This window comes from Streptomyces xiamenensis (assembly GCF_000993785.3).
GTDB classification, from domain to species: Bacteria; Actinomycetota; Actinomycetes; order Streptomycetales; family Streptomycetaceae; genus Streptomyces; species Streptomyces xiamenensis.
The window spans coordinates 2,926,070-2,950,152 of the sequence record NZ_CP009922.3 but is presented as its reverse complement, the minus strand read 5'-3'; the positions used below and the strand labels follow the sequence as shown (position 1 = coordinate 2,950,152).

Genomic DNA, 24,083 nt, shown 5'->3' with positions numbered 1-24,083 from the left:
GTGTCCCGTTCCGTCTCGGTCATGGTGTGGCCTTCAGCTTTCGTTGAGCGGCGGACAGCAGCGCCACGGCCTCCGGCACCCGGAGCGCCCACGCGCCGGCGGTGAACACCGCCGGCACCGCCAGGGCGGCGAGTGCGGCGGACAGCAGCGGGGAACCGGTCGCGTCCGCCACCGCCCACCCCGCCGCGCCCGCGGCGAGACCGGACAGCAGCAGGCGGCCGAGCCCGGCCATGACGGTGGCCGGGTCGATGGGGACGACGCGCCCGGCGAGGCCGCGCATCAGCAGCAGGGCGGTGGCGGTGATGCCGGCGGCGTTGGCCGCCGCGATCCCGGCGGCGCCCCAGTACCGGACGGCGACGGCGCCCGCGACCACCGTGATGGCGAGCCCCACCCCCATGGCGGCCAGCGGGAACCAGGTGGGTCTGGCGGCGGAGAAGAACGGCCGGATGAGCGCGCCCACCAGGGTGTGGCCGAGCAGCCCGAGCGCGTACACGCGCATCACCTCGGCGGTGGCGGCGGTCGCCTCCGCCGTGAACGCGCCGCGCTGGAAGAGGAGCTGCACCAGTTGCGGGGCGCAGGCCATGACGTACGCGGCGCCCAGCACGGCCACGATCCCTACCAGCAGCAGGTCGCGTTCCACCCGGCGCCTGGCGCCCTGGGTGTCGCCCTCCGCCATGGCGCGCGCGACGAGCGGCAGGGTGACGGTGGGGATCATCAGCGCCAGCACCATGGGGATCTGACTGACCTTCTGCGCGTAGTTGAGGTGCGAGATGGCGCCGGGGGTGAGGGAGGAGGCGAGGAAACGTTCCACCAGGACCTGGGCCTGACGGCTGATCGCGAAGAGGGCGATGGGCGCGACGAGGGCCACGGTCACGCCGAGGACGTACGGTCGCCCGCCCGGCGCCGCAGCCGTACGGCGCCGGGCGCGCCAGTCGGCCCAGGCGCCGCGCACCGGCAGCTCGCGCAGGAAGAACGGCAGTTGTAGCAGCACCATCAGCGCGCCGCCGACCGCGACACCCAGGGCGGCGGCGCGTACCCCGAACCGCGCGTGCAGCGCCAGCGCGGTGGCGATGATGCCGATGTTGTAGCCGATGTAGATGGCGGCCGGGGCCAGGTAGCTGCGGTGGGCGCGCAGGGCGGCGCTGAAGTAGCCGGCGATGCCGAAGGTGAGGACGGTGACGGCGGTGAGCCGGGTGCAGTCCACGGCGAGCGCCGGGTCGGCGAGGCCGGGGGCGAGCAGCCGTACGAGCAGGGGGGCGGCGAGCGCGGCGAGCGCTGCGGCCACCGCCAGGCCCAGGAGCACGCGCGGCAGGGAGTCGGCGAGCAGGCGCCGTACGGGATCGGGGCCGGGGTCCTCGTCCGTGCCGCCGCTCCCGGCGGCCGCCCGCCGGGCGAGGGCCACACTGAACGCGGGTACCAGCACCAGCGCCATCGCCTCTTCGATCAGCAGGGTCGAGGCGAACTCGGGGAGGGTCCAGGAGACGAGGAACGCGTCCGTCGCCCCATCCGCACCGAACAAACGTGCGATCATCTGATCGCGCAGCAGCCCGAACAGCGCCCCGCCCGCCGCCAGCGCCGCCGTCAGGGTCGCCGCCCGCGCGACGAAACGGCTGCTTGTGTCCGCACCACCGCCGGGGGCGGGCCGCTCCAGCACCCCGCCTGCCTCACCCCCGCTCATGACACACCGCCCCGGCCACCGGCACCGGCCGCTCACCCGGCGCCCGCGCACCGCCCGGCGGCGTCTCCGGGCGCAGCGCCGCCGGCGCCAGCGCCCACCACGCCACCAGGCCGAACGCCACCGCCGTCAGCACCGTCGTCGGCCCGCCGATGTCCGCGTACAGGAAGTTGACGGACAGCCACACCACGAGGCCCACCGCCAGCAGCCCGCCGTCCACCGGCCCGCAGCGCCGCAGCCGCAGCACCGCGCCCAGCAGCAGCGCCGCCCAGCTGCCCACCACCGCCGCCGCGCCCAGCAGCCCCTGCTCGCTCAGCAGCAGCAGGTACATGTTGTGCGGCGACAGCAGCTCCTGCACCTGGAAGTCCAGGCCCGCCCCCGCGGTGTCACTGCCGGCCGACAGCGCCAGCGAGGCGTGCGTGTCGCGGTACTCGGCGAACCCCTTGAACCCCACCCCCGTCCACGGCTCCTGCCGCCACATCGCCCGCGCCGCGTCCCACATCGCGTACCGGTCGATCACCGACTGGTCCGGGGTGCCGGTCACCTGTCCGATGCTGGTGAGCCGGTCCGCGACCGCGTCCGACACCAGCGCGGCACCGCCCACCAGCAGCGCGCCGCCGCACACCAGCAGCGCGAGGGTGCGGCGCGCCCGCCGCCACCCGGCGATCAGCAGCACCGTGCACACCGCCGCCCCGGTAGCCAGCCACGCGCCCCGGCTGAACGACACCGCCAGCGGGAGGCACAGCGCGCCCGCACAGCCCAGCGCCGCCGGCCGCCACCAGCGGGGCGCGCCCGCCGGCGGGGCCAGGCCGAGCGCGAGCGCGGCGATCAGCCCGTAGGAGACGACGGTGGCCATGCCCATCACGTTCAGCGGGCCGAAGGTGCCCACGGCCCGCACGTCCTCACCCATGTACGAGGCGCCGGTGCCGGTCGCGTACTGCGCCACCCCGACCGCGCCCTGCACCAGCGCGAGACCGACGACCGCCACGGCGACCAGCCGCACATCGCGCCGCGAGCGCAGCAGCAGCACCAGTGCCAGCGGCACCAGCACGAACACCTGCACGTAGCGCAGGAATCCGGGCAGCGCCGCCACCGGATCGGCCGCCCCGATCGTGACGACGGCGAACGCCACCGCCGGTGCGCCCAGGATCGCCGCCGCCTGCGCGCTGAGCCGTGGCGCGGCGGACCAGCGCCGCACCAGCACCAGCGCGCACGCCACCACCAAGGCGAGCGAGGCGGCGTCGGCCGGGGTGACCCGGCTGGTCACCGGCAGTGCCAGCAGCACGACCGGCAGAACGGCGAGCAGCACCGTCCAGTGCGACCTGGCGGACCGCGCGGCGCGGGCGGGGAGGGCGAGTGCCGCCATCGTCAGCTGCCCCCGAGCCGGAAGCAGGAGGCGGTGGTGCGCAGCATGATGCGCAGGTCCGCCCACAGTGACCAGGTCTCGATGTAGAGGTTGTCGAAGCGGGTACGGTCCTCGATGGAGGTGTCCCCGCGCAGACCGCTGACCTGGGCCAGTCCTGTCAGCCCGACCGGCATCCGGTGGCGGTCGGCGTACCCGGGGTACGTACGGCTGAACTCGGCGACGAAGTGCGGGCGTTCGGGGCGCGGGCCGACCAGGCTCATGTCGCCGCGCAGGACGTTCCACAGCTGGGGCAGTTCGTCGAGGGAGGTGCGGCGCAGCAGCCGGCCGACCGGGCTCACCCGGTCGTCGCCCGCGATGTTCCAGCGGGTGGCGGCCTCCTGGTCGGTGTCGGGGCGCAGGGTGCGGAACTTGAGCATGGTGAAGGGCTTGCCGGCCCGGCCGACGCGTTCCTGCCGGAAGATGACCCCGGGGCCGTCGGCGAGGCGGACGGCGAGCGCGCAGGCGCCGAGAACGGGTGCGGCGAGCAGCAGCGCGAGGGCGGCACCGGTGATGTCGACCAGCCGCTTGAGGAAGCCGGCCCCCCAGGGGTGGCGTTCGGGCGGGTCAAGGCGGCGGCAGGTGTAGCCCCACAGGTGGGTGGCGGGGGCCGGGAACCACAACGGCGGCTCGGGGTCCACCAGCCACACGGAGCAGCCGGCTTCCCAGCACCGGCGCAGCGGGGTGCCGTCCTCCTGGGCGCGGGTGAAGACGACGGTGCGCACCCCGTGTTCGGCGAGTGCGGCGGCCACCTCGTGCGGCTCGGCCTGGGCGGTGGGACGCATGCCGTACTCGGGGTGTTCGGTGAGGAGCGCGGCGACCCGGCGGGCCGCGGTGCCGGTGCCCACGACGAGGGTGGCGCGCGGCCGTTCGCGCACGGCGACGCGGCGCAGCTGGTAGACGGCGCCGCGCGCGGCGGCGGCGAGCAGCGGCACGAGGAGGAAGGCGGGGCCGCCGCCGCCGAGCAGCCAGCCGAGCAGGCCGTGGCCGCACAGCCGGGGCAGCTCGTCGAGGGCGGCGGCCATGGGGCTGGGGCGGTAGAACCCGGCCCAGGCGTTGAGCGGCAGCAGGACGGCGAGCACGGCGAGGCCGTGCAGCGGTTGGGTGCTCAGCGCGGCCACGAGGACGACGGCGAGCACGTCGGCGCCGAGCAGCAGCCCGGTGATGCCGGGCCGCCGGCGGCGCCGGGGGGCGCGGGGCCCGTCCGGCGGGGGCGCGCTGGCCCGTCCCGGCGCGGGCAGCACGACGGGGGCGGGCCCCGGCGCGGGGGCGCGGATCGGCAGCAGGGTACGCGGCCGGATGCCGGTGTCCGGCACGCTGACGCTATCCGTGGGCATGCCCGCCTCCGTTCGCACCGGCGGCCGACGGGGAGGCGGAGGTGGACGCGGAGGTGGACGGGCTGTCGGCGGCGGTCGCGTGGCCGGCGGCGAGAGCCCCGGACTCCGCGTCGGTGGCCGGCGGGGGCACGGCGGGGGCCGCCGGCTCGGTGCCGGGCACCGGGGCGCTGTCACCGGCGTCCGGGCCTTCCCCGCTCCCGGCGGTCAGGGCGCCGTGCGCGCCCACCGGGAGGCCGGCGGCACCGTCCGGCACCGGCACCCCGTCCGGGCCCTCCGTCCCCGGCGACCAGCCCGCGACCACGAACACGGCGCCCGGGCCCTTGCCCGGCAGTCGCTCCGGACCACCCGGGCCCCTGGGCGCACCGGCCGGCCGGTGCGCCGGACGGGCGTCCGCGCCCCCGGCGGCGGAGGCCGCGACCGGGGCCGTACCGTCCCGTGTCGACGCCTCCCGGGCATGTCCCGCCGGGTCGCCCGCGCGGCCCGCGCCGCTCCGCTCGCGCTCCCCGGTAGCCGTCCCGTCGGCGACCGGCACCTGCGGACCCACGTCGTCCACCCGCTCGTCGACCGGCCGGCCCCCGGCCGCCGCCGTGGCGGGGGCCGCCGGCCCGCGCCGCGCCGTCCGGCCCGCGGCAGGCCGGACGCTGCCGAGCCCGTGTCCGTACCGGTGCGGGTGCGCCGGCCCGCACGGGCGCCGTACGTCCGCGTACAGCTCCGCGTACGCCGCCGCCATCGTGTCCGTCCCGCGGGTGGCCCGCGTGTGCGCCTGCGCGGCCCGCGCCAGCGCGCGCCGCCGCTCGGGCGCGGTCAGCAGTGCCGTCATCGCCTGCCCCAGCGCGGCCACATCCCCCGCCGGGACCAGGCACTCGTCCGCCTGGCCGGGTGCCAGGCTCTCCCGCCCGCCGCCCACGTCGCTCAGCAGCACGGCCCGCCCCACCGCCATCGCCTCCAGCGGCGCGAGCGCCATCCCCTCCCACCGCGAGGGCTGGACGACCAGATCGGCCGCCGTGTACCAGGGCACGGGATCGTCCGTGTGCCCGGCGAACAGCACGTGCCGCGGGTCGGCCATCGCCTCCAGCCGGGACCGTTCCGGGCCGTCCCCGACCAGCACCAGCCGTGCGCCCGGCACCCGTTCGAGGACTCGGCGCCAGGCCGCGAGCAGCAGGTCCTGCCCCTTCTGCCGGCACAGCCGCCCCACGCACACCACCAGCGGGGCCCGCTGCGGCAGCCCGTGCACGGCTGCCAGCGCGGCCCGCGCCTGCCGCCGGTCGACCTCTCCCGCGGCCGGGTACCGGGCGAGGTCGATCCCGTTCCTGATCACCGACCAGCGGGCGGTGATCCCGGCCCGCACTCCCAGGTCCCGCTCGGCCTCACTGACGCACACCACCCGGTCCGCCCACCGGGCCGCGAGGCGTTCCCAGCGCACCGCGGCCCGCCGCGTCACCCCTTCCGCGGCCTCGAAGGACCAGGCGTGCGGCTGGAACACCGTCGGGACCCGCCCGCGTACCCCGAGCCGGCCCGCGAGGCCGGCCTTGGCGCTGTGCAGATGGACCACGTCCGGTCGCAGTCCGCGCACCGCGCGGGCGACGAAGGCCGCTTCCCAGGGCAGGTTGCCGCCCGGTTCCCGTCCGGCGACCCAGTCGCGCACCTCGGCGCCGGCCGCCCGGGCCGCCCCGCCGAGCGGGCCGCCGGGCGGGCACAGCAGCGCGGTACGGACCCCGGCCGCGGTCTGGGTGCGCACCAGATCGGTCACGACCTGGGCGACGCCGCCGCCGGTGGGCTGCGCGACGTGCAATACGGTCATCGCTGTCATCGGGGGCCGCCTCACTCTCGGGCGTCGGCCTGGAAGAAGACCGCACCGAGCTGGTACGGCCGGGACCCGCCCGTGAACCGCAGCTCCAGCTCGTCGGGCCCGGCGCCCAGCGCGTCGGTCACGTCCAGCACGTTGGAGTCGTAGCCGAGGGTGTTGACGTACGCCGGGTCGCGCCCGGTGACGTTGCGCCCGTGGTCGGCGATGGTGGAATCCAGCGCCCGGTGCCGCACCGTCGCCCCGTCCGAGGCCCGCACGGTCAGCGCGTGCCCGCCCGCGGTGCGCTCGCCGTGGTAGCCGACGACCCCGACGGAGCCCTCGGCGCCCTCGGCGATGTTCAGCCCGTCCAGGGTGAGGACGACATCCTTGCCCGGCCCGTCCACGGACTCGAAGCCGTCCCAGATGGCGAGTTCGCGCAGCGGCTCGGTGGGGTTCTCGTAGGCGACGACGAGTGTCCAGCCGCCCCAGGCGCCCATGTCCGAGTTGCCCATGGCGACATTGATCTGGGCGACCGTCCAGGCCCCCGGCTGGGACCACCGCACCAGTTCGGTGATGTCGGCGGAGGCGGAGAACCCCTGGTGGGCGTCCGCGTCGCGGTGCCCGACGACGGAATCGGCGCGGATCTCCTTGTACCTCCCGCCGGGTTCCGCGACCAGGACGCGGTCGTTGTCGGCGGGCGGCTTCTGCTCGCCGACCCGGAGGTTGGCGCCCCAGTACAGGCGCGCGTAGCTCACCCGGGAGCCCTGCGGCAGCCGCAGATCGGCGCTGGAGGAGTTGTAGGTGTTGCGGTCGGAGTCGATGTCGATGTACGTCATCTCGTACTGCCCGCTGCGTCCGCCGGCCCCTTCGCGCTGCACGGCGGTGCAGGCGGGGGCGGTGATGGTGACGGCCGCGCCGCAGGTGATGACGGAGTTGGCGGCCCGCGCGATCCCGCCGTGCTGCACCGCGTGATAGCGCTCGGCGAACGGTACGGTCTCGGCTTCCCCCCGATCGGAGGGCGCGGGGACGGCGGTGTGCTGGGACACCCCGATGGACAACAGCAGCGCGGACAGTGCACAGACCACCGCGCGTTTTCCGAACCCCACAGAAAAGCGCATGACTCACCTTCCCAAGCCATTTACCGACAGGCGTTGAAAACCATGACAGAAAACAAAAGGGAAAGCACGTAAAACACACGGCGTTGAACGCACGAAGCGACTCTAGGATTTACATACCATCAGGAATCAGGAATGGTGCACCGGACGAGGCGGAGAAGCGTCGTTTCCCACACCATCGCCGTACGCGGGGCAGCCCCTGCCGCTCCCGCCGGGCCGGGACGTGCCTCCGGTGGCCCTGTCGGCAGACGACCGGGCGCACCCGCGCCACCGCTCCGGTGCGGTGGCCTCGCCGGGAGAGGCCCGGGCGGCCGGGGCGCACCAGGGAATTCCGGAATCGAAACGAACGCCAAGAACGGTGCGCGGCGGCCCCGTGCCGGCGACCTTGACGTGTGCGACATCGCGCGCCCCGCCGGCGAGCGCGTCACCGATTTCGAAGAGACGGACGTCATCGGCCACATGAGGAAAATGGACATGGCCGTCCTGCACGGTGCACACATGTTCTGGAATCGGCTGACCCCATTCGAGGCCGGCGTCAGGGAGCGCGTCACCGCGCGGTGCCAGGGCACCGACGGGGAGGTGCTGGTGCGCTTCGCCCCCGGGCGGGACGCGGCCCGGCCGGCGGACCGCTGTCGGACCGCCATCGGTCACCCGCCGGAAAGCTCCGTGGTGTAAATCACACCGCAACATTCTTCGGTTCGGCCGCCGGCCTCCGACGCCGGAGCCGATCACGGAGCGCAGCCAAAAGCGGAGCGGCCGGCATCGTGTTGACGATGCCGGCCGCTCCGACTGGTGCGCGAGGGGGGAGTTGAACCCCCACGCCCTTTCGGGCACTGGAACCTGAATCCAGCGCGTCTGCCTATTCCGCCACCCGCGCATTGGGTGTTGCCGCCTTGTTCTGCGTCGGGGCCGTGGTCCCTGGCGACGAACAGAAGATTAGCACGCACCGGGCACCGCTCTCACCTCGGTGATCCACGCCCCCGTTCCGCACCCCCGCGACCCCGGCCCACGGCCGTAAACCCTCCCCATCCCTCCGCAGAACCTTCGCGCATGCGGGACACTGTTCTCTGCTCCCCTTTACGATCCCGGGGGGAGCAGCGGCGTGGGTGCGGGCACCGTCCGGGGCCACCCCGGGAACCACCTGATCGTCTCGCGCGTGGATACGATCAGTAAGCATGACCGCGCCGAACCGCAGGCTGTCGGGACACCGGAAGGAGGTGCGTCATGGGAGTCTTGAAGCGTTTCGAGCAGCGCCTCGAAGGTCTCGTCAACGGCACCTTCGCCAAGGTCTTCAAGTCCGAGGTGCAGCCGGTGGAGATCGCCGGCGCTCTCCAGCGCGAGTGCGACAACAACGCCACCATCTGGAACCGTGACCGCACCGTCGTCCCCAACGACTTCATCGTCGAACTGAGCGGCGGCGACTACGACCGGCTCGCCCCCTACTCCGGGCAGCTCGGCGACGAACTGGCCGGAATGGTCCGCGAGTACGCCAAGCAGCAGCGCTACACCTTCATGGGCGAGATCAAGGTCAACCTGGAGAAGTCGCCCACCCTGGACACCGGTCTCTACCGGGTCCGCAGCCGCACACTGGCCTCCAGCAGCAGTGCGCAGGGCCCGGGCGCCCCGACCTTCGGCGGCTCCGCCCCCACGGCACCGCCGCCCGGCGCGCCCCGGATGCCGGCGGGCGCGCCCCCGGTGCCCGCCGGGCCGCCGCCCGGTGCCCGGGGCGCGGTGCGCCGCTGGGTGGAGATCAACGGCACCCGGCACCAGATCTCCCGCCCCACGCTCGTCCTCGGTCGCAGCACCGAGGCCGACGTCCGGATCGACGATCCCGGTGTCTCCCGCAGACACTGCGAGATCCAGGCCACAGAACCGGCCACAATCCGGGACCTGGGTTCCACCAACGGCATCGTGGTCGACGGGCAGCACACCAAACGCGCTACGCTCCGCGACGGCTCACGCGTCGTCGTGGGCAGCACCACCGTCATTTACCGGCAAGCCGAAGGGTGAAGCGGGGGCAATGTCAGAGCTGACCCTGACGGTCATGAGGCTGGGTTTCCTGGCCGTTCTGTGGCTGTTCGTGATCGTCGCCGTACAGGTGATCCGCAGCGACCTGTTCGGCACGCGGGTCACCCAGCGCGGCGCCGCCCGCCAGAGCGCCGCCCCGATGCAGCCGCGCAGCCGGCAGCAGTCGCCGCAGCAGGCCAAGCCCGCTCGCGGCGGCCGGCAGCGTCGCGGCGCCCCGACGAAGCTGGTGATCACCGAGGGTTCCCTCACCGGAACCACTGTCGCCCTCCAGGGGCAGACCATTACGCTCGGCCGGGCACATGACTCGACGATCGTGCTGGACGACGACTACGCCTCGGGGCGGCACGCGAGGATCTACCCCGACCGCGACGGCCAGTGGATCGTCGAGGACCTCGGATCGACCAATGGCACGTACCTCGAGCGCGGCCGGCTGACCACCCCGGTACCGATCCCGCCCGGAGCGCCGATCCGGATCGGCAAGACGGTCATCGAGCTGCGGAAGTAGGGACGGCCACCATGAGGACCGGGATGACCGGAGGGCGGGCAGCGTGTTCGGAGCCCCGGAACAGGCGGGTGAGGTGAGCATGACACTGTCCTTGAGATTCGCCGCCGGATCGCACGTCGGCATGATCCGCGACCACAACGAGGACTCCGGCTACGCCGGGCCCCGGCTGCTGGCCATCGCGGACGGCATGGGCGGCCAGGCGGCCGGCGAGGTCGCCTCCTCCGAAGTGATCTCCACCCTCGTCCAGCTCGACGACGACATCCCGGGCTCCGACATCCTCACCTCGCTCGACGCCTCCGTCCAGGGCGCCAACGACCGGCTGCGCGCGATGGTCGAGGAGGACTCCCGCCTCGACGGCATGGGCACCACGCTCACCGCCCTGCTGTGGACCGGCCAGCGGCTCGGCGTCGTCCACGTCGGCGACTCCCGCGCCTACCTGCTGCGCGGCGGCGAGCTGACGCAGATCACCCAGGACCACACTTGGGTGCAGCGCCTGGTCGACGAGGGCCGCATCACCGAGGAAGAGGCCACCACCCACCCGCAGCGCTCGCTGCTGATGCGGGCGCTGGGCAGCGCCGACCACATCGAGGCCGACCTCTCCATCCGTGAGGTACGGGCCGGCGACCGCTACATGGTCTGCTCCGACGGCCTGTCCGGTGTCGTCAGCCACGACACCCTCCAGGACACCCTCGGCACCTTCCTGCCCCCGCAGGACACCGTCCGCGACCTGATCGAGCTGGCCCTGCGCGGCGGCGGCCCCGACAACATCACCTGCATCGTGGCCGACGTCCTCGACGTCGACACCCAGGTCGGGGACACCCTCGCCCAGCAGATGTACGACGCCCCGCAGATCGTCGGCGCGGTCGCCGAGACCCAGGCGCAGACCGGCGGCGACGCCCCGGCCACCCCCGCCTCGCGCGCCGCCGAACTGGGCCGCGCCCAGCCCGGCGCCCCGGCCGGCGCGGCGGAGGGCTCGGTACCGCCCGGCACCTTCGGCGCGTTCACCGACGAGGAGTACGTACCGCAGCGGCCCCGCCGCCGCCCCTGGCGCACCATCACCCTGTCCGTCCTGGCCCTCGCCGTCGCCGGCGCCGGCCTGTACGCCGGCTACCGCTGGACGCAGGACCAGTACTACGTCGGTGCCAACGGCGATCACGTCGCGCTCTTCCAGGGCGTCAGCCAGGACCTGGGCCCGCTCAGCCTGTCCAGCGTCAAGGAGGACCATCCCGAGATCACCCTGGAGATGCTCCCCGACTACCAGCGCAGCCAGGTCGAGGGCTCCATCTCCGTCAACGATCTCGCCGAGGCGCAGACCCGCATCACCGAGCTGGGTGAGCAGGCGGACGCCTGCCAGGCGCTCGCCGACCAGCGCGAGGCCATTGAGCAGGCCGAGCAGGACAAGCAGGACGCCAAGAACGACGGCAACAGCCCGACCCCGGACGCCCCGGACACCCCGGAGGATTCCGAAGCCACCGATCCGCCCAGCGGGGGCGACGAAGCCGCCGCACCCGAGATCCCGACCCTCACCGAACGCCAGCAGCAGCTCTCGCGGCAGTGCGCCCCTTAGCAGGCGTCCCGCGTGAGCGCGGCCCGTACCGGCCCCCTCCCGGGCCGTACGGCCTGGCGCGACCCAGAGACCTGAAGCGATGAGCACCAGCAACACCACCGTCTCCACCGGAGGGCTGCCGAGCCGCCGGAACACCGAGCTGGCGATGCTCGTGTTCGCCGTGCTCATCCCCGTGCTGGCCTACGTCAACGTGGGCCTGGCCAAGGACGGCACCGTCCCGACCGGCACCCTCGGCTACGGCCTGGGCCTGGGCCTGATGGCCGCCGTCGCGCATCTGGTGGTCCGGCGCTGGGCGCCGTACGCCGACCCCCTCATGCTGCCGATCGCCACCCTGCTCAACGGCATGGGCCTGGTGCTGATCTGGCGTCTGGACCTGGAGCCGACCATCACCACCGCCCGGCTGGGCGGACCGATGGCCCCGAACCAGCTCATGTGGTCGGCGCTGGGGGTGGCGCTCTTCCTCGGGGTGCTGATCTTCCTCAAGGACCACCGCATCCTGCAGCGCTACACCTACATCTCCATGGTGGTCGCGCTGGTGCTGCTGATCTCCCCGCTGTTCTTCGGCGAGGTCAACGGCGCCCGGATCTGGGTCACCATCCCCGGGGTCGGCTCGCTGCAGCCCGGTGAGTTCGCCAAGATCGTCATCGCCGTGTTCTTCGCCGGCTACCTGATGGTCAAGCGCGACGCCCTCGCGCTGGCCTCGCGCCGGGTACTCGGCGTCTACCTGCCGCGCGGCCGCGACCTGGGCCCGATCCTGGCCATCTGGGCCGTCTCCCTGATGATCCTCATCTTCGAGACCGACCTGGGCATGTCCCTGCTGTTCTTCGGGATCTTCGTGGTGATGCTGTACGTCGCCACCGAGCGCACCAGCTGGATCATCTTCGGTCTGCTGCTGTCGGTCTCCGGCGCGGTGGCGGTCGCCTCCGTCAACGCCCACGTGGGCGAACGCGTCAACAACTGGCTGGACCCGCTGGCGCTGGGCGCCAACGGCGGCGTCACCGAGACCGCCCAGTCCATGTACGCCTTCGGCTCCGGCGGACTGTTCGGCTCCGGGCTCGGCCAGGGGTACTCCCGCCTCATCGGCGGCATCGCCACCAAGTCCGACTACATCCTGTCCACCGTCGGCGAGGAGCTCGGCCTGGTCGGCCTGATGGCGATCATCCTGCTGTACGGGCTGCTCATCCAGCGCGGCATGCGCACCGCCCTCGCCGCCCGCGACCCGTTCGGCAAGCTGCTCGCGGTCGGCCTCTCCGGCGTCTTCGCCATCCAGGTCTTCGTCGTGGCCGGCGGTGTGACCGGCCTCATCCCGCTCACCGGTATGACCATGCCGTTCCTCGCCCAGGGCGGCTCCTCCGTGATCGCGAACTGGGCTTTGATCGCGCTCCTACTTCGGATCAGCGACACTGCACGACGACCCGCACCCGCCCCGCGCCCAACACGGACGTCGAACAGACTCAGGTAGTACGAGTATGAACAAACCAATGCGACGCGTCGCTGTCTTCTGCGGCCTGCTCATCCTCGCCCTGCTGGTCCGCGTCAACTGGGTGCAGTTCGTCCAGGCCGACGAGCTCCAGACCGATGCCAACAACCGGCGGGTGCTGATCGAGCGGTACGCCCACCCGCGCGGCGACATCATCGTCGAGGGCAACTCCATCACCGGCTCGGTCGAGACCGACGACAACGACTTCGCGTACAAGCGCACCTACACGGACGGCGAGATGTGGGCGCCGGTCACCGGCTTCGCCTCGCTGTTCAACACCACCCTGCTCGAGGGCATCTACGACTCGATCCTCACCGGCGACGATGACCGGCTGTTCTTCAACCGCACCATCGACATGCTCACCGGCAAGGACCGCACCGGCGGCAACGTCGTCACCACCCTCAACGAGGACGCCCAGCGGGCCGCCTTCGAGGGCCTGGGCGACAAGAAGGGCGCGGTCGCCGCGATCGACCCCCGCACCGGCGAGATCCTCGCCCTGGTCTCCACCCCCTCCTACGACCCCTCCACCTTCACCGGGAACTCCTCGGACGACACCGAGGCGTGGAGCGCGCTCCAGAAGGAGAACAACCCGGACGACCCGATGCTCAACCGGGCGCTGCGCGAGACCTACCCGCCCGGCTCCACCTTCAAGGTGGTCACGGCGGCGGCGGCGCTGGAGAACGGCCTGATCGACGGCGTGGACGAGAAGACCGGCTACCCGGACCCGTTCCCGCTGCCCGACACCAACGGGCAGGAGGTCGGGAACCTGATCGACGGCTACTGCCCCGACGCCTCGCTGCGCACCGCCCTGATGTGGTCCTGCAACACCGTCTTCCTCGGCATCAGTGACGAGCTGGGCAACGAGACGATGATGGACACCGCGGCGACCTTCGGCTTCAACGAAGAGGTCTTCACCCCGGTCCGCGCCGAGGCCAGCCAGTACCCCGAGGACAACCGGCCGCAGAACGCCATGGCCGGCATCGGCCAGGCGTCCAACCGTGCCACCCCGCTCCAGATGGCCATGGTCGCCGCCGCCATCGCCAACGACGGCAAGCTCATGCAGCCGTACATGGTGGACCAGCTGGTCGCCCCGAACCTGAATGTGATCGAGCAGACGGAGCCCCAGGAGATGTCCCGGCCGCTGTCCGCCGAGAACGCCCAGGCGCTCCAGTCCGCCATGGAGTCCGTGGTCGACGAGGGCACCGCCTCCAACGCCCAGATCGACGGGGTGAAGGTCGGCGGCAAGACCGGTACCGCGCAGCACGGCGAGAACAACGAGGCCATCCCGTACGCGTGGTTCATCTCCTACGCCATGACGGACAACGGCTCGCCGGTCGCGGTCGCCGTCGTGGTGGAGAACGGCTCCCAGGACCGCAACGAGGTCGGCGGCAACGCGCTCGCCGCCCCCATCGCCAAGGACGTCATGGAAGCCGTCCTGGCCGGCCAGAATTGACCACACCGTGACAACCGCGCCCACCTGTCACACGTCATACACATGACCGGCCCGTACCGGGCCCTTCCCGGCGGCACGCGATACCGGTTGCGTATCGGCGAGCGGCCGGGAGCCGGGCGCCCGGCTCGCGGCGGGTACCGTAAGCCAGAGCTTGGACCCCTCGTGCCCGAGGGCGGGGGACCCCAGCCGGGCCGACCACAGGTGCGGCCGGGATCGAACGGAGAGGGCAGGAATCATGGATGAGCCGCGTCGCCTCGGCGGGCGGTACGAACTGGGCCACGTGCTCGGTCGCGGAGGCATGGCCGAGGTGCACCTCGCCCATGACACGCGCCTGGGCCGGACCGTCGCCGTCAAGACCCTGCGCACCGACCTCGCCCGCGACCCCACGTTCCAGGCCCGCTTCCGCCGCGAGGCCCAGTCCGCGGCCTCACTGAACCACCCCGCGATCGTCGCCGTGTACGACACCGGCGAGGACTACGTCGACGGCATCTCCATCCCGTACATCGTCATGGAGTACGTGGAGGGGTCCACGCTGCGTGAGCTGCTGCACTCGGGACGCAAGCTGCTGCCCGAGCGCGCGCTGGAGATGACGATCGGGGTGCTCCAGGCGCTGGAGTACTCGCACCGCAACGGGATCGTGCACCGCGACATCAAGCCGGCGAACGTGATGCTCACCACGTCCGGCCAGGTCAAGGTCATGGACTTCGGCATCGCCCGCGCGATGGGCGACTCCGGCATGACGATGACGCAGACATCGGCGGTGATCGGCACCGCCCAGTACCTCTCCCCGGAGCAGGCCAAGGGCGAGCAGGTCGACAACCGCTCCGACCTGTACTCCACGGGCTGCCTGCTGTACGAGCTGCTCGCGGTCCGGCCGCCGTTCATCGGGGACTCCCCGGTCGCGGTGGCCTACCAGCATGTGCGCGAGGAGCCGCAGCCGCCGAGCGTCTTCGATCCGGAGATCACTCAGGACACCGACGCCATCGTGCTGAAGGCCCTGATGAAGGACCCGGACTACCGGTACCAGAACGCCGACGAGATGCGCGCCGACATCGAGGCCGCCCTCGACGGCCGCCCGATCTCGGCCGCGCTGCCGGTGGGCGCCGCGGCGTACGGGTACGACGACCGGCCGACGACCGCGCTGCGGGCGACCGACCCGCAGACCGCGATGATGCCGCCCGCCGACGGCGGCGGCTACGACGACGGCTACGGGCGGGCAGACCGGCGCCAGCGCAAGAGCAACACCTCCACGATCCTGCTGGTACTGGCCGGTGTGCTGGTGCTGATCGGCGCGATCTTCATCGGCAAGGCGCTGTTCGCGGGTGACCCGCCGACCAGCTCGATCAAGGTGCCGAACCTCGCCGGGCTCACCCTGGAGGAGGCCGAGCAGCAGGCCAACGGATTCGAGCTCAAGGAAGACGGCAGCAAGGCGTGCGAGGAGGCCGAGGGCACCATCTGCGAGACCGACCCGGCGGCCGGCTCGGACATCAAGCGCGGTGACACGGTCACGGTGATCATGTCCGATGGCCCGGCGGCCATCGAGGTCCCGGACGTCACGGACAAGTCCTACGACGACGCCTTCGCCGAGCTCGAGGAGGCGGGCTTCACCTCCATCGAGCAGGAGACCGAGGTCAACGCCGACGTCGAGCCCGGCACCGTGCTCTCCCAGGACCCGGAGGGCGGTTCGGAGGCGAAGCCGGACGAGACCATCACGCTCACGGTGGCGACCGAGCCGGACACCATCGCGGTGCCGGATGTGGTGGGCCAGCCCTTCGACAGCGCGAAGGCCACCCTGGAGGGTGCGGGCTTCACCGTCACCCGGGTCAACCAGACCGACGATTCGCGTGACGAGAACACCGTGATCAGCCAGTCGCCGACCGCGGGCAGCCAGCAGTCGCCCACCGGCACGGTGACCCTGACGGTGGCGATCCCGTCGCCGAACCAGCCGCCGGAGCAGGTGCAGATCCCCGAGCTGGCCAACCAGCCGATCGGCTCGGCCCGGCAGACGCTGGAGGGTCTGGGCCTGCGGGTGAAGGTCGAGGGCCCGGAGAACGACACGGCCGTGGTCACCGTCACCAACCCGGCGCCCGGCCAGACGGTGGACAAGGACACCGAGGTGACCGTCTACACCTACGACCCCGGCGCGATCGGCGACCCGGGCGGCGGTGACGGCGGCAACGGGAACGACAACGGGGGCGGTGGCGGCTGGCCGTTCGGCGGCGCGACCGGCTGATCCCGCGCGACCGCGGAGTCGAGCAGCACACGGGTGAGGGCCCGGCAGCACACGCTGCCGGGCCCTCACCCGTATCCGGACCGTCCCGGTGGCCGTCGGCGGGTCTACCGTGTCCCGTCCTGGACGGATCAGGCGCGCTCCTCGCCCGCCGCCCCTGAGGCCGGGAGGGTCCGGGCCCCGCCGCCACCGGGTGGCGGTCCACCGCAGGGCTTACTACGGGCGCGGTGCGCTGTCCTCGCCCAGGACATCGGGGTCCCGGGGGGAGTCCGCCGCGTCGATCTCCGTGGGCGGGGTGGGCTCCATCAGCCAGTCGGGGCTGGACTGGTTCTGCCACAGCCGCCAGGCCACCACCGCCACCCCGACCACCGCGCCGGCCACGCCCAGCCGCCGCAGGCGGCGCCGGCGCCGCGCCGCACAGCGGCGGCGGTGCAGGACCTGCTGGATCTCCTGGGGGGTCACCTGTCCGCGGAGCGCGGCCAGCGCCGCCGTGGACCGTTCCGCGGCCTCGTGGCTCGCCGGACCGGCAGCCGCCATGGCCGCCTCGATCCGTGGCCCCGCGACCTCCCGGGTGCGGATGGCGGCAACCCGGGCCCGCTCGGCGGCACGTACGGCGGCGGCGTCCATGCCCTCGGGCAGGTTCTGCCGCGCCTGGCTGAACCCCTGCCGCATGCCGTCCCGGGCGGCACAGGCCGCGCGCTGGGCGTGTGGGGCCAGATACGCGCCGGCGCCGCGCGCGTAGCAGGCCGCCTGCTCGCGTACCGACCGCACCCCTTGCTTGTGCGTCATACGTCCTCCTCCATACCGCTTTTCTGCGATCAAGACCTGCTCTCCACTTGTGTGGAAATCATGCCGCTTGGGGGAGGTCTCAGCACGCGAAACGGGCATCCGGGCGCAGGGTGTGTCGCCACCGCATGGCAGGATCGTTCACCGTCACTGACGTAAACGGAAGGTACATCGTGGCTGAGAAGCTGTACGCCACTCTGAAGACGAACCGCGGCGACATCGAGCTGGAGCTCTTCCCGAACCACGCCCCGCAGACGGTGCAGAACTTCACCGAGCTGGCCCAGGGCACCCGGGAGTGGGTCAACCCCGCCACCGGCGTCAAGAGCACCGACAAGCTGTACGACGGCACGGTCTTCCACCGGGTGATCGAGGGCTTCATGCTCCAGGGCGGCGACCCCCTGGGCAACGGCACCGGCGGTCCGGGCTACAAGTTCAAGGACGAGATCCACCCGGACCTGGCCTTCACCAAGCCCTACCTGCTGGCGATGGCCAACGCGGGCCCGGGCACCAACGGCTCGCAGTTCTTCATCACGGTCTCGCCGACCACCTGGCTGACCGGGAAGCACACCATCTTCGGCGAGGTCACCAACGACGAGTCGAAGAAGGTCGTGGACGCGATCGCGACCACCCAGACCAACCCGCGGACCGACCGCCCCGTCAACGACGTGGTGATCGAGTCCGTGGTCATCGAGAGCCGCTGATCCGGGACTCGCACCCGGACCCGTACCTCGGGAACCATGGAGGCCCCCCTGTCCGTAGGATCAGGGGGGCCTATCCATGGTGCCGGGAGCCGAGGGGATGTCATGACGGAGCAGCAGGGACAGCAGCCGCCGCCCGCGGGTCTGGCCGTCTGCTACCGCCACAGGGACCGCGAGACCGGTATCCGCTGCACCCGCTGCGAGCGTCCCATCTGCCCGGAGTGCATGATCTCGGCCTCGGTCGGCTATCAGTGCCCGTCCTGTGTGCAGGGCGCCTCGGCGGCCTCGCGCGCCAGTGCGCCGCGCACGCTGGCCGGCGGTTCGCTGGTGGCGGACACCCGGCTGATCACCAAGATCATCCTGGCGCTGAACGTCGCCGTGTTCATCGCGGTGCTGTCGGCCGGTGACCGGCTGGTCACCGATCTGGGCATGCTCGGGCACGCCTGGGACCCCTCGCGCGGCGGCTGGGACTTCATCGGTGTCGCGGACGGCCAGTGGTACCGGATGCTGACCTCGGCCTTCCTGCACCAGGAGATCTGGCACATCGGATTCAACATGCTGGGGCTGTGGTTCCTGGGCCCGCAGCTGGAGGCGGCGCTCGGCCGGCTCCGGTTCGTCGCGCTGTATCTGATCTCGGCGCTGGCCGGCTCGACTCTGTCGTACGTGCTCGCGGCGCCGAATCAGCTCTCGCTGGGCGCCTCGGGGGCCATCTTCGGGCTGTTCGGCGCGACGGCCGTGCTCATGCGGCGGATGCGGTACGACATGCGGCCGATCGGGGTGCTGCTGGCGATCAACCTGCTGATCACGTTCACCTGGTCGGGCATCGCCTGGCAGGCGCACATCGGCGGCCTGGTGGCCGGGGCGGCGATCGCCTACGGCATGGTGCACGCGCCGCGCTCCCGGCGGACGGCGGTGCAGGTCGCGACCTGTGCGGTGGTGCTGGCCGTGATCGTGGTGGCCTGCGTGATCCGCACACAGCAGCTCGTGGGCTGATCCTACTTATCCACAGGTCGCATCAGACCTGTGCACAACCTGTGACCGCCCCCGTCACATCTACGTTTCCGCAGGTCAGACGAGGTGTGCGCACAGCGCCCGGCAGTCGGGGCCCGGAGCTTCGCCCCAAGTTATCCACAGCCCATCCGATGATCGGTGTGGATAACTCAGGGTGTGGCCCCGGTCACTTCCACTGCGTCGAGACGACGAACCCCACGGCGATGAAGCCGAAGCCCACGACGATGTTCCAGTTGCCCAGCGCACCCACCGGCAGATCGCCCTGGGTCACGTAGAACAACACGATCCACGCCAGGCCGATGACGAACATCGCCAGCATCAGCGGCGCCACCCACCGGCGGCCGCCCATGTCCAGCCTGGTGGTCTCCTTCTTCTCCGGGGCCTTGAAGGAATCGTCCTTCTTCTTCCGGATCCGGGACTTCGGCACGAGGGACTCTCCTGTCGATCGTGCGGCGGCTGGGGCGCGCACAGCGGTGGGATCGTCAGCTAGCGTAGTGCTTCCACGGCCAATACAGGAGACCAGGGGTGGGAGTGGGGTGCGAGTGAACCGGATACGTCCCGCCCGGCTGGGAACCATCACCGTCTTCGCACTCGCCGGACTGCTCTTCTGGGTCAGCTTCAGCGTCTCCGGCGGCAGCAACATCCGCACCGACGACTCCCTGCTCCAGATGTCCGACCTCATCAGGGAGCGCGGCCGCGACAACGCCCGCCTCGAATCCGACGCCGCCGAGCTGCGCGCCGAGGTCGACGCCCTCACCAAGCGCGAGAACCCGGCCGACCCCGCCGGCAGCGAACGCCTCGCCCGCGTCGAGGACGCCGCCGGGCTCAGCGAACTCACCGGCGACGCCCTCACCGTCACCCTCACCGACGCGCCCGCCGACGCCGTACCGCTGCTCCCCGGGCTCCCCGACCCGCTGCCCAACGACCTCGTCATCCACCAGCAGGACCTCCAGGCCGTCATCAACGCCCTGTGGTCCGGCGGCGCCGAGGGCATCCAGGTCATGGACCAGCGGCTCATCTCCACCAGCGCCGTGCGCTGCGTCGGCAACACCCTCATCCTCCAGGGCCAGCTCTACTCCCCGCCCTACACCGTCACCGCCGTCGGCGACCGCGAAGCGCTGCGCTCCGCCCTGGACGAGGACCCCACCATCCAGAACTACCGTGCCTACGTGGACGCCTACGGCCTGGGCTGGAAGGTGGAGGAGGGCACGGACGTGACCCTGCCCGCCTACACCGGGTCCACCGCCCTGCAGTACGCCGGCCCGGCCGAATGATCCCGATCCTCTGAAGGGCACCCGCCACCCGTCGTAGGCTTGGGGCACGCGGCGCCGCCGCGCGGAGCGGGACACGAAGGAGAAGCGACGCCATGTACGGCTGGATCTGGCGGCACCTGCCGGGCAACACGCTGGTGCGCGCGCTGATCTCCCTGGTGCTGGCCCTCGGGGTCGTCTATCTGCTGTTCAGCTATGTCTTTCCCTGGGCCGAACCCCTCCTCCCGTTCAACGACGTGCCGATCAACGGCGAGCAGGGACAAGGGGCAGCCGGCTGATGAGCGCACGCATTCTGGTCGTCGACAACTACGACAGCTTCGTCTACAACCTCGTCCAGTACCTCTACCAGCTCGGCGCCGAGTGCGAGGTGCTGCGCAACGACGCCGTACGCCCCGCCGACGTCACCGCCGACCGCTACGACGGGGTGCTGCTCTCCCCCGGGCCCGGCGCACCCGAACAGGCCGGCGTGTGCATCGACATGGTGCGGCACTGCGCGGACACCGGCGTCCCGGTGTTCGGGGTGTGCCTGGGGCTGCAGGCCATGGCGGTCGCGTACGGCGGGGTGGTGGGGCGAGCGCCCGAGCTGCTGCACGGCAAGACCTCCGAGGTCGAGCACGGCGGCGCAGGTGTCTTCGCGGGGCTGCCCTCCCCGCTGACCGTGACCCGCTACCACTCGCTGGCGGTCGCCGAGGGCACCGTGCCGCGGGAGTTCGAGGTCACCGGCCACACCGGGGGTGTCGTCATGGGGCTCAGGCACCGCACCCTGCCCGTGGAGGGCGTGCAGTTCCACCCGGAGTCGGTGCTCACCGAGGGCGGCCACCGGATGCTCGCCAACTGGCTGGCCACCTGCGGCGATCCGGGCGCGGTCGAGCGCTCGCACGGGCTGGCCCCGGTCGTCGGGCGGGCCGGACGGCAGGAGCCCGCGGCGTGACCGACGGGCGTGGGGGAGAGGGAGGCCCCTGGTACCCCGGGGAGGACGCCTACTACCCGCCGCACCAGCAGCCCCAGCAGCCCCAGCAGCCGCACCAGGAAGCACCGCAACCCCAGCACCCCCCACAGCAGCAGCAGTCCTACCAGGAGCCGTACCCGTCCTGGTCACCGCAGCCGTACGACGAAACCCCGTACCAGGACGCCCCGTACGAGCCGGCCCCGTACGACAGCGGCCCCGCCGACCCGCAGACCGTGGGGCTGCGGCCCCCGGCCGACCTCGGCGGGGACGAGGCGGCCACCACCGTGCTGCCGCCCGTCCCGCCGGACGAGGGCCCGGCCGCCCCCGCACCCGTGCCCCCGCCGGGCGAGGGCCGCGCCGCCCGCCGCAAGGCGGCCAGGGCCGCCGGCCGGCACGGCGCCGCCCCGGTGCCCGAGCCGCGGCCTCCGGCACGGCCCGAGGCCCCGCCGGAGACGGGGGGCCGCGCCGCCCGCCGCAAAGCGGCCAAGGCCGCCAAGCAGACCGGCACCGCCATCAGCAATGTGATCGGCGAACTGTTCATCACCACCGGCGTGCTGCTCATGCTGTTCGTCGTCTACCAGCTGTGGTGGACCAACGTCGAGGCCAGGGCGCACGCCAACGGCCAGGCCGACTCCCTCCAGGAACAGTGGGACCGCGCCGAGAGCGGCGAGCGCGAGGAAGCAGAAGACGACCGCGAGGCCGGGGTCTTCTCCCCCGGCGAGGGCTTCGCCATCATCTACCTCCCCACCCTCGACGTCCGCGCCCCCATCGCCGAGGGCGTCGACCCCAAGGCCGTTCTCGACAAGGGCATGGTCGGCCACTACACGGCCGAGGACCAGCTGCCCACCGCCATGCCCTGGGACGAGGAGGGCAACTTCGGCCTCGCCGGCCACCGCAACACCCACGGCGAGCCGTTCCGCTTCATCAACAAGCTCAACCCGGGGGACCCGATCGTCATCGAGACGGAGACCACGTACTACGTGTACGAGATGGCCTCCCGGCTCGACTCCACCTCCCCGTCCAACATCAGCGTCCTCGACGCCGTGCCCGACCAGGGCGGCTTCACCGAACCCGGCCGCTACATCACCCTCACCACCTGCACACCGGAGTTCACCTCCACCTACCGGATGATCGTCTGGGGGCAGTTGACCGAGGAGCGTCCCCGCAGCGAAGGAAAACCCGATGCCCTCGTCGACTGAACCGGACACCGGCGCCGAAGAGATAGCACCCGAGCCGGTCCCCGCACCGCCCGGCAAGCAGCCCGGCGCCGCGCGGCGCCGCGTCGCGCTCGCCATCTCCGTCTTCGGCGAACTGCTCATCACCGGTGGCGTCGTGCTGGGCCTGTTCGTCGCCTACTCGCTGTGGTGGACCAACGTGGTCGCCAACCAGGAGGCGTCCCGCGCCAGTGACGCCGTGCGCGACCACTGGGAGAGCGAGGAAGCCGACCCGGAGGACCCGGTGGCGTACGACCCCTCCGACGGCATCGGCTTCCTGCACGTCCCCACCATGACCAAGGACGAGATCCTGGTCCTGGAGGGCACCGACCTCGACACCCTCAACGGCGGCGTGGCCGGCTACTACAACGAGCCGGTGGAGTCCGCCATGCCCTGGGACGAGGAGGGCAACTTCTCGGTGGCGGCGCACCGGGACGGCCACGGCGCCAAGTTCCACAACATCCACAAGATCGAGGAAGGCGACGCCATCGTCTTCGAGACCCGCAACACCTGGTACATCTACCGGGCCTACGCGATCCTCCCGGAGACCTCGCGGTACAACACCGCCGTCCTGGAGGACATCCCCACCGAGTCCGGTGCCACCGAGGCCGGCCAGTACATCACCCTGACCACCTGCACCCCGGTGTTCACCTCCCGGCACCGCTACATCGTGTGGGGTGAGCTGGAGCGCACCGAGCCCGTGGACGAGCAGCGCACCCCGCCGGCCGAGCTGATCGCGGACTGACCACCGCCGCGAGCACCGCCCCGAGCACCGCGCAGCAGATCGCGCTCCCCCGGCTTCCCGACCGCCGGTGACTTCGCCTTCGCCAAGACCCGGCTGCCCGACACCCCGCCCGGCACCGCCCGTCCCGCGGCTGCGGACCGGTGAGGACCTGTACGTCTCCGCGGCGGCGGGCGGTGCCGGACCGCCAGGCATCCCGTCTGCGGCCTGTGCCGACTATCTCTCTGCCTGGGTTCCAAAAATCTATGTCGGCCGGAGTAGACATTGGGCGGCAGTGAAACTATGGTTTCTCTCGTAACCAGAGAGACCGCAGGGCCCGGCAGACACGAACTGCCGGGCAGCAGTACCCGCAGTTCGCAGGACGGTGCGGTGGTGGAGTTTCGAAGCCAGGGTTGTTTCAGACGGCGACGGGGCTGACGACCGGACCGGGTGGCCCGTAGTGATCAGGGGCCGCCGAGAGCAGTACCGCAGTTCACGCAGCAGTGTGGGCAGCACCTCGGTGAAGGCGTCGGCTGCGGACGCACGCACCGGGAGGTTCGACAGTGGGGTTCCACGCCGGAGCAGACGCAGGACGGGCGCGGGGCCGGCTGTCGAAGGGTGGTGCTGTGACAGGCCACCGAGCAGTACGCAGGACAGCAGTAGGCAAGTGATTGATCCCAGAGGAAAGAACGGAGGAGGCGGGCACCATCAGGATCGCCTGGGCCGAGTCTTGAGCCCAGGTACCGCAGGACATCGATAGTGAGGTGGTCTCCGGTCAAGCAATCGCGATCCCCGCAGCCCCGACAGCGTTCAGGTCGGGCCGGCGGACACAGAAGGCCGGCGCGATATCAGGGC

19 protein-coding genes, 1 tRNA gene and 2 pseudogenes are annotated in these 24,083 nt (G+C 72.1%); 14 read left to right on the top strand and 8 right to left on the bottom strand.

Annotated features, from left to right (window positions below; translation table 11 throughout):
- Positions 1-19: 19 nt before the first annotated feature.
- From SXIM_RS13470 to SXIM_RS13450, 5 genes and pseudogenes are all read right to left on the bottom strand, one after another.
- Entirely contained in the window at positions 20-1,678 is a 1,659-nt protein-coding gene (locus SXIM_RS13470) for a lipid II flippase MurJ (RefSeq protein ID WP_078846911.1), read from the bottom strand.
- On the bottom strand, positions 1,665-3,041 hold the full coding sequence (locus tag SXIM_RS13465) for an O-antigen ligase family protein (protein WP_078635501.1): 1,377 nt from the start codon (positions 3,039-3,041) through the stop codon (positions 1,665-1,667). Before SXIM_RS13465 ends, SXIM_RS13470 begins: the two co-directional genes overlap by 14 nt.
- Positions 3,042-3,043: 2 nt before the next feature.
- Positions 3,044-4,414, bottom strand: a complete 1,371-nt coding sequence (locus SXIM_RS13460) for an exopolysaccharide biosynthesis polyprenyl glycosylphosphotransferase (protein WP_078846910.1) — start codon at positions 4,412-4,414, stop codon at positions 3,044-3,046.
- A gap of 676 nt (positions 4,415-5,090) precedes the next feature.
- Positions 5,091-6,224: pseudogene (locus tag SXIM_RS13455) on the bottom strand (glycosyltransferase); the annotation flags it as partial.
- Between the two features lie 11 nt (positions 6,225-6,235).
- Positions 6,236-7,318, bottom strand: a complete 1,083-nt coding sequence (locus SXIM_RS13450; RefSeq protein ID WP_053116186.1) for a hypothetical protein — start codon at positions 7,316-7,318, stop codon at positions 6,236-6,238.
- Between the two features lie 495 nt (positions 7,319-7,813).
- Here SXIM_RS13450 and SXIM_RS27420 point away from each other — a divergent pair, with 495 nt between their 5' ends.
- Entirely contained in the window at positions 7,814-7,990 is a 177-nt protein-coding gene (locus tag SXIM_RS27420) for a hypothetical protein (protein WP_168222766.1), read from the top strand.
- Between the two features lie 115 nt (positions 7,991-8,105).
- Here the strand turns inward: SXIM_RS27420 and SXIM_RS13440 are convergent.
- Positions 8,106-8,192: transfer RNA gene (locus SXIM_RS13440), tRNA-Leu, on the bottom strand.
- Between the two features lie 347 nt (positions 8,193-8,539).
- Here SXIM_RS13440 and SXIM_RS13435 point away from each other — a divergent pair.
- From SXIM_RS13435 to pknB, 6 genes and pseudogenes are all read left to right on the top strand, one after another.
- Entirely contained in the window at positions 8,540-9,325 is a 786-nt protein-coding gene (locus tag SXIM_RS13435) for an FHA domain-containing protein (RefSeq protein ID WP_030732675.1), read from the top strand.
- Positions 9,326-9,335: 10 nt separating this feature from the next.
- Positions 9,336-9,848 (top strand): FHA domain-containing protein FhaB/FipA, encoded by a 513-nt coding sequence (locus SXIM_RS13430; protein WP_030732673.1) that lies wholly within the window; start codon positions 9,336-9,338, stop codon positions 9,846-9,848.
- Positions 9,849-9,927: 79 nt separating this feature from the next.
- Positions 9,928-11,415, top strand: a complete 1,488-nt coding sequence (locus tag SXIM_RS13425; protein ID WP_046725636.1) for a PP2C family protein-serine/threonine phosphatase — start codon at positions 9,928-9,930, stop codon at positions 11,413-11,415.
- 79 nt (positions 11,416-11,494) lie between these two features.
- Positions 11,495-12,888 (top strand): annotated as a pseudogene (locus tag SXIM_RS13420) (FtsW/RodA/SpoVE family cell cycle protein).
- A complete protein-coding gene (locus tag SXIM_RS13415) occupies positions 12,885-14,348 on the top strand; it encodes a peptidoglycan D,D-transpeptidase FtsI family protein (protein ID WP_030732665.1) in 1,464 nt (487 codons plus the stop codon). Before SXIM_RS13420 ends, SXIM_RS13415 begins: the two are co-directional and overlap by 4 nt.
- Before the next feature lie 235 nt (positions 14,349-14,583).
- A complete protein-coding gene (gene pknB, locus SXIM_RS13410; protein ID WP_046724124.1) occupies positions 14,584-16,581 on the top strand; it encodes a Stk1 family PASTA domain-containing Ser/Thr kinase in 1,998 nt (665 codons plus the stop codon).
- Between the two features lie 213 nt (positions 16,582-16,794).
- Here pknB and SXIM_RS13405 read toward each other — a convergent pair whose 3' ends face one another.
- The gene (locus SXIM_RS13405; protein ID WP_052385262.1) at positions 16,795-17,367 is read right to left on the bottom strand and encodes a DUF5324 family protein; all 573 of its coding nucleotides are present in this window, start codon (positions 17,365-17,367) and stop codon (positions 16,795-16,797) included.
- A 170-nt stretch (positions 17,368-17,537) separates the two neighbouring features.
- On the opposite strand from SXIM_RS13405, the gene SXIM_RS13400 reads away from it, so the two are divergent.
- Entirely contained in the window at positions 17,538-18,065 is a 528-nt protein-coding gene (locus SXIM_RS13400; protein ID WP_030732659.1) for a peptidylprolyl isomerase, read from the top strand.
- 102 nt (positions 18,066-18,167) lie between these two features.
- Complete coding sequence (locus SXIM_RS13395) at positions 18,168-19,055, top strand: rhomboid family intramembrane serine protease (protein ID WP_030732656.1); 888 nt, start codon at positions 18,168-18,170, stop codon at positions 19,053-19,055.
- Positions 19,056-19,239: 184 nt separating this feature from the next.
- On the opposite strand, the gene crgA is transcribed toward SXIM_RS13395, so the two are convergent.
- Positions 19,240-19,500 (bottom strand): cell division protein CrgA, encoded by a 261-nt coding sequence (crgA, locus tag SXIM_RS13390; RefSeq protein ID WP_030732651.1) that lies wholly within the window; start codon positions 19,498-19,500, stop codon positions 19,240-19,242.
- Between the two features lie 109 nt (positions 19,501-19,609).
- Between crgA and SXIM_RS13385 the strand changes: the two genes are divergently transcribed.
- The 5 genes from SXIM_RS13385 (at position 19,610) to SXIM_RS13365 (ending at position 23,252) form a co-directional block, all read left to right on the top strand.
- Entirely contained in the window at positions 19,610-20,347 is a 738-nt protein-coding gene (locus SXIM_RS13385; protein WP_046724123.1) for a DUF881 domain-containing protein, read from the top strand.
- A gap of 92 nt (positions 20,348-20,439) precedes the next feature.
- Complete coding sequence (locus SXIM_RS13380; RefSeq protein ID WP_030732646.1) at positions 20,440-20,622, top strand: hypothetical protein; 183 nt, start codon at positions 20,440-20,442, stop codon at positions 20,620-20,622.
- The gene (locus SXIM_RS13375) at positions 20,622-21,275 is read left to right on the top strand and encodes an aminodeoxychorismate/anthranilate synthase component II (protein ID WP_046724122.1); all 654 of its coding nucleotides are present in this window, start codon (positions 20,622-20,624) and stop codon (positions 21,273-21,275) included. The genes SXIM_RS13380 and SXIM_RS13375 overlap by 1 nt, the downstream gene beginning before the upstream one ends.
- Complete coding sequence (locus SXIM_RS13370) at positions 21,272-22,492, top strand: class E sortase (RefSeq protein WP_030732641.1); 1,221 nt, start codon at positions 21,272-21,274, stop codon at positions 22,490-22,492. Before SXIM_RS13375 ends, SXIM_RS13370 begins: the two co-directional genes overlap by 4 nt.
- Positions 22,476-23,252: a class E sortase gene (locus SXIM_RS13365; RefSeq protein ID WP_046724120.1), complete on the top strand. Its 777-nt coding sequence runs from the start codon at positions 22,476-22,478 to the stop codon at positions 23,250-23,252. Before SXIM_RS13370 ends, SXIM_RS13365 begins: the two co-directional genes overlap by 17 nt.
- Positions 23,253-24,083: the final 831 nt, after the last annotated feature.

Excerpts from the sequence above, each read along its gene's own strand:
- SXIM_RS13470 (WP_078846911.1), bottom strand. The coding sequence starts at position 1,678 with ATGAGCGGGGGTGAGGCAGGCGGGGTGCTGGAGCGGCCCGCCCCCGGC.
- SXIM_RS13465 (WP_078635501.1), bottom strand. The coding sequence starts at position 3,041 with ATGGCGGCACTCGCCCTCCCCGCCCGCGCCGCGCGGTCCGCCAGGTCG.
- SXIM_RS13460 (WP_078846910.1), bottom strand. The coding sequence starts at position 4,414 with ATGCCCACGGATAGCGTCAGCGTGCCGGACACCGGCATCCGGCCGCGT.
- SXIM_RS13450 (WP_053116186.1), bottom strand. The coding sequence starts at position 7,318 with ATGCGCTTTTCTGTGGGGTTCGGAAAACGCGCGGTGGTCTGTGCACTG.
- SXIM_RS27420 (WP_168222766.1), top strand. The coding sequence starts at position 7,814 with ATGTTCTGGAATCGGCTGACCCCATTCGAGGCCGGCGTCAGGGAGCGC.
- SXIM_RS13435 (WP_030732675.1), top strand. The coding sequence starts at position 8,540 with ATGGGAGTCTTGAAGCGTTTCGAGCAGCGCCTCGAAGGTCTCGTCAAC.
- SXIM_RS13430 (WP_030732673.1), top strand. The coding sequence starts at position 9,336 with ATGTCAGAGCTGACCCTGACGGTCATGAGGCTGGGTTTCCTGGCCGTT.
- SXIM_RS13425 (WP_046725636.1), top strand. The coding sequence starts at position 9,928 with ATGACACTGTCCTTGAGATTCGCCGCCGGATCGCACGTCGGCATGATC.
- SXIM_RS13415 (WP_030732665.1), top strand. The coding sequence starts at position 12,885 with ATGAACAAACCAATGCGACGCGTCGCTGTCTTCTGCGGCCTGCTCATC.
- pknB (WP_046724124.1), top strand. The coding sequence starts at position 14,584 with ATGGATGAGCCGCGTCGCCTCGGCGGGCGGTACGAACTGGGCCACGTG.
- SXIM_RS13405 (WP_052385262.1), bottom strand. The coding sequence starts at position 17,367 with ATGACGCACAAGCAAGGGGTGCGGTCGGTACGCGAGCAGGCGGCCTGC.
- SXIM_RS13395 (WP_030732656.1), top strand. The coding sequence starts at position 18,168 with ATGACGGAGCAGCAGGGACAGCAGCCGCCGCCCGCGGGTCTGGCCGTC.
- SXIM_RS13380 (WP_030732646.1), top strand. The coding sequence starts at position 20,440 with ATGTACGGCTGGATCTGGCGGCACCTGCCGGGCAACACGCTGGTGCGC.
- SXIM_RS13375 (WP_046724122.1), top strand. The coding sequence starts at position 20,622 with ATGAGCGCACGCATTCTGGTCGTCGACAACTACGACAGCTTCGTCTAC.
- SXIM_RS13365 (WP_046724120.1), top strand. The coding sequence starts at position 22,476 with ATGCCCTCGTCGACTGAACCGGACACCGGCGCCGAAGAGATAGCACCC.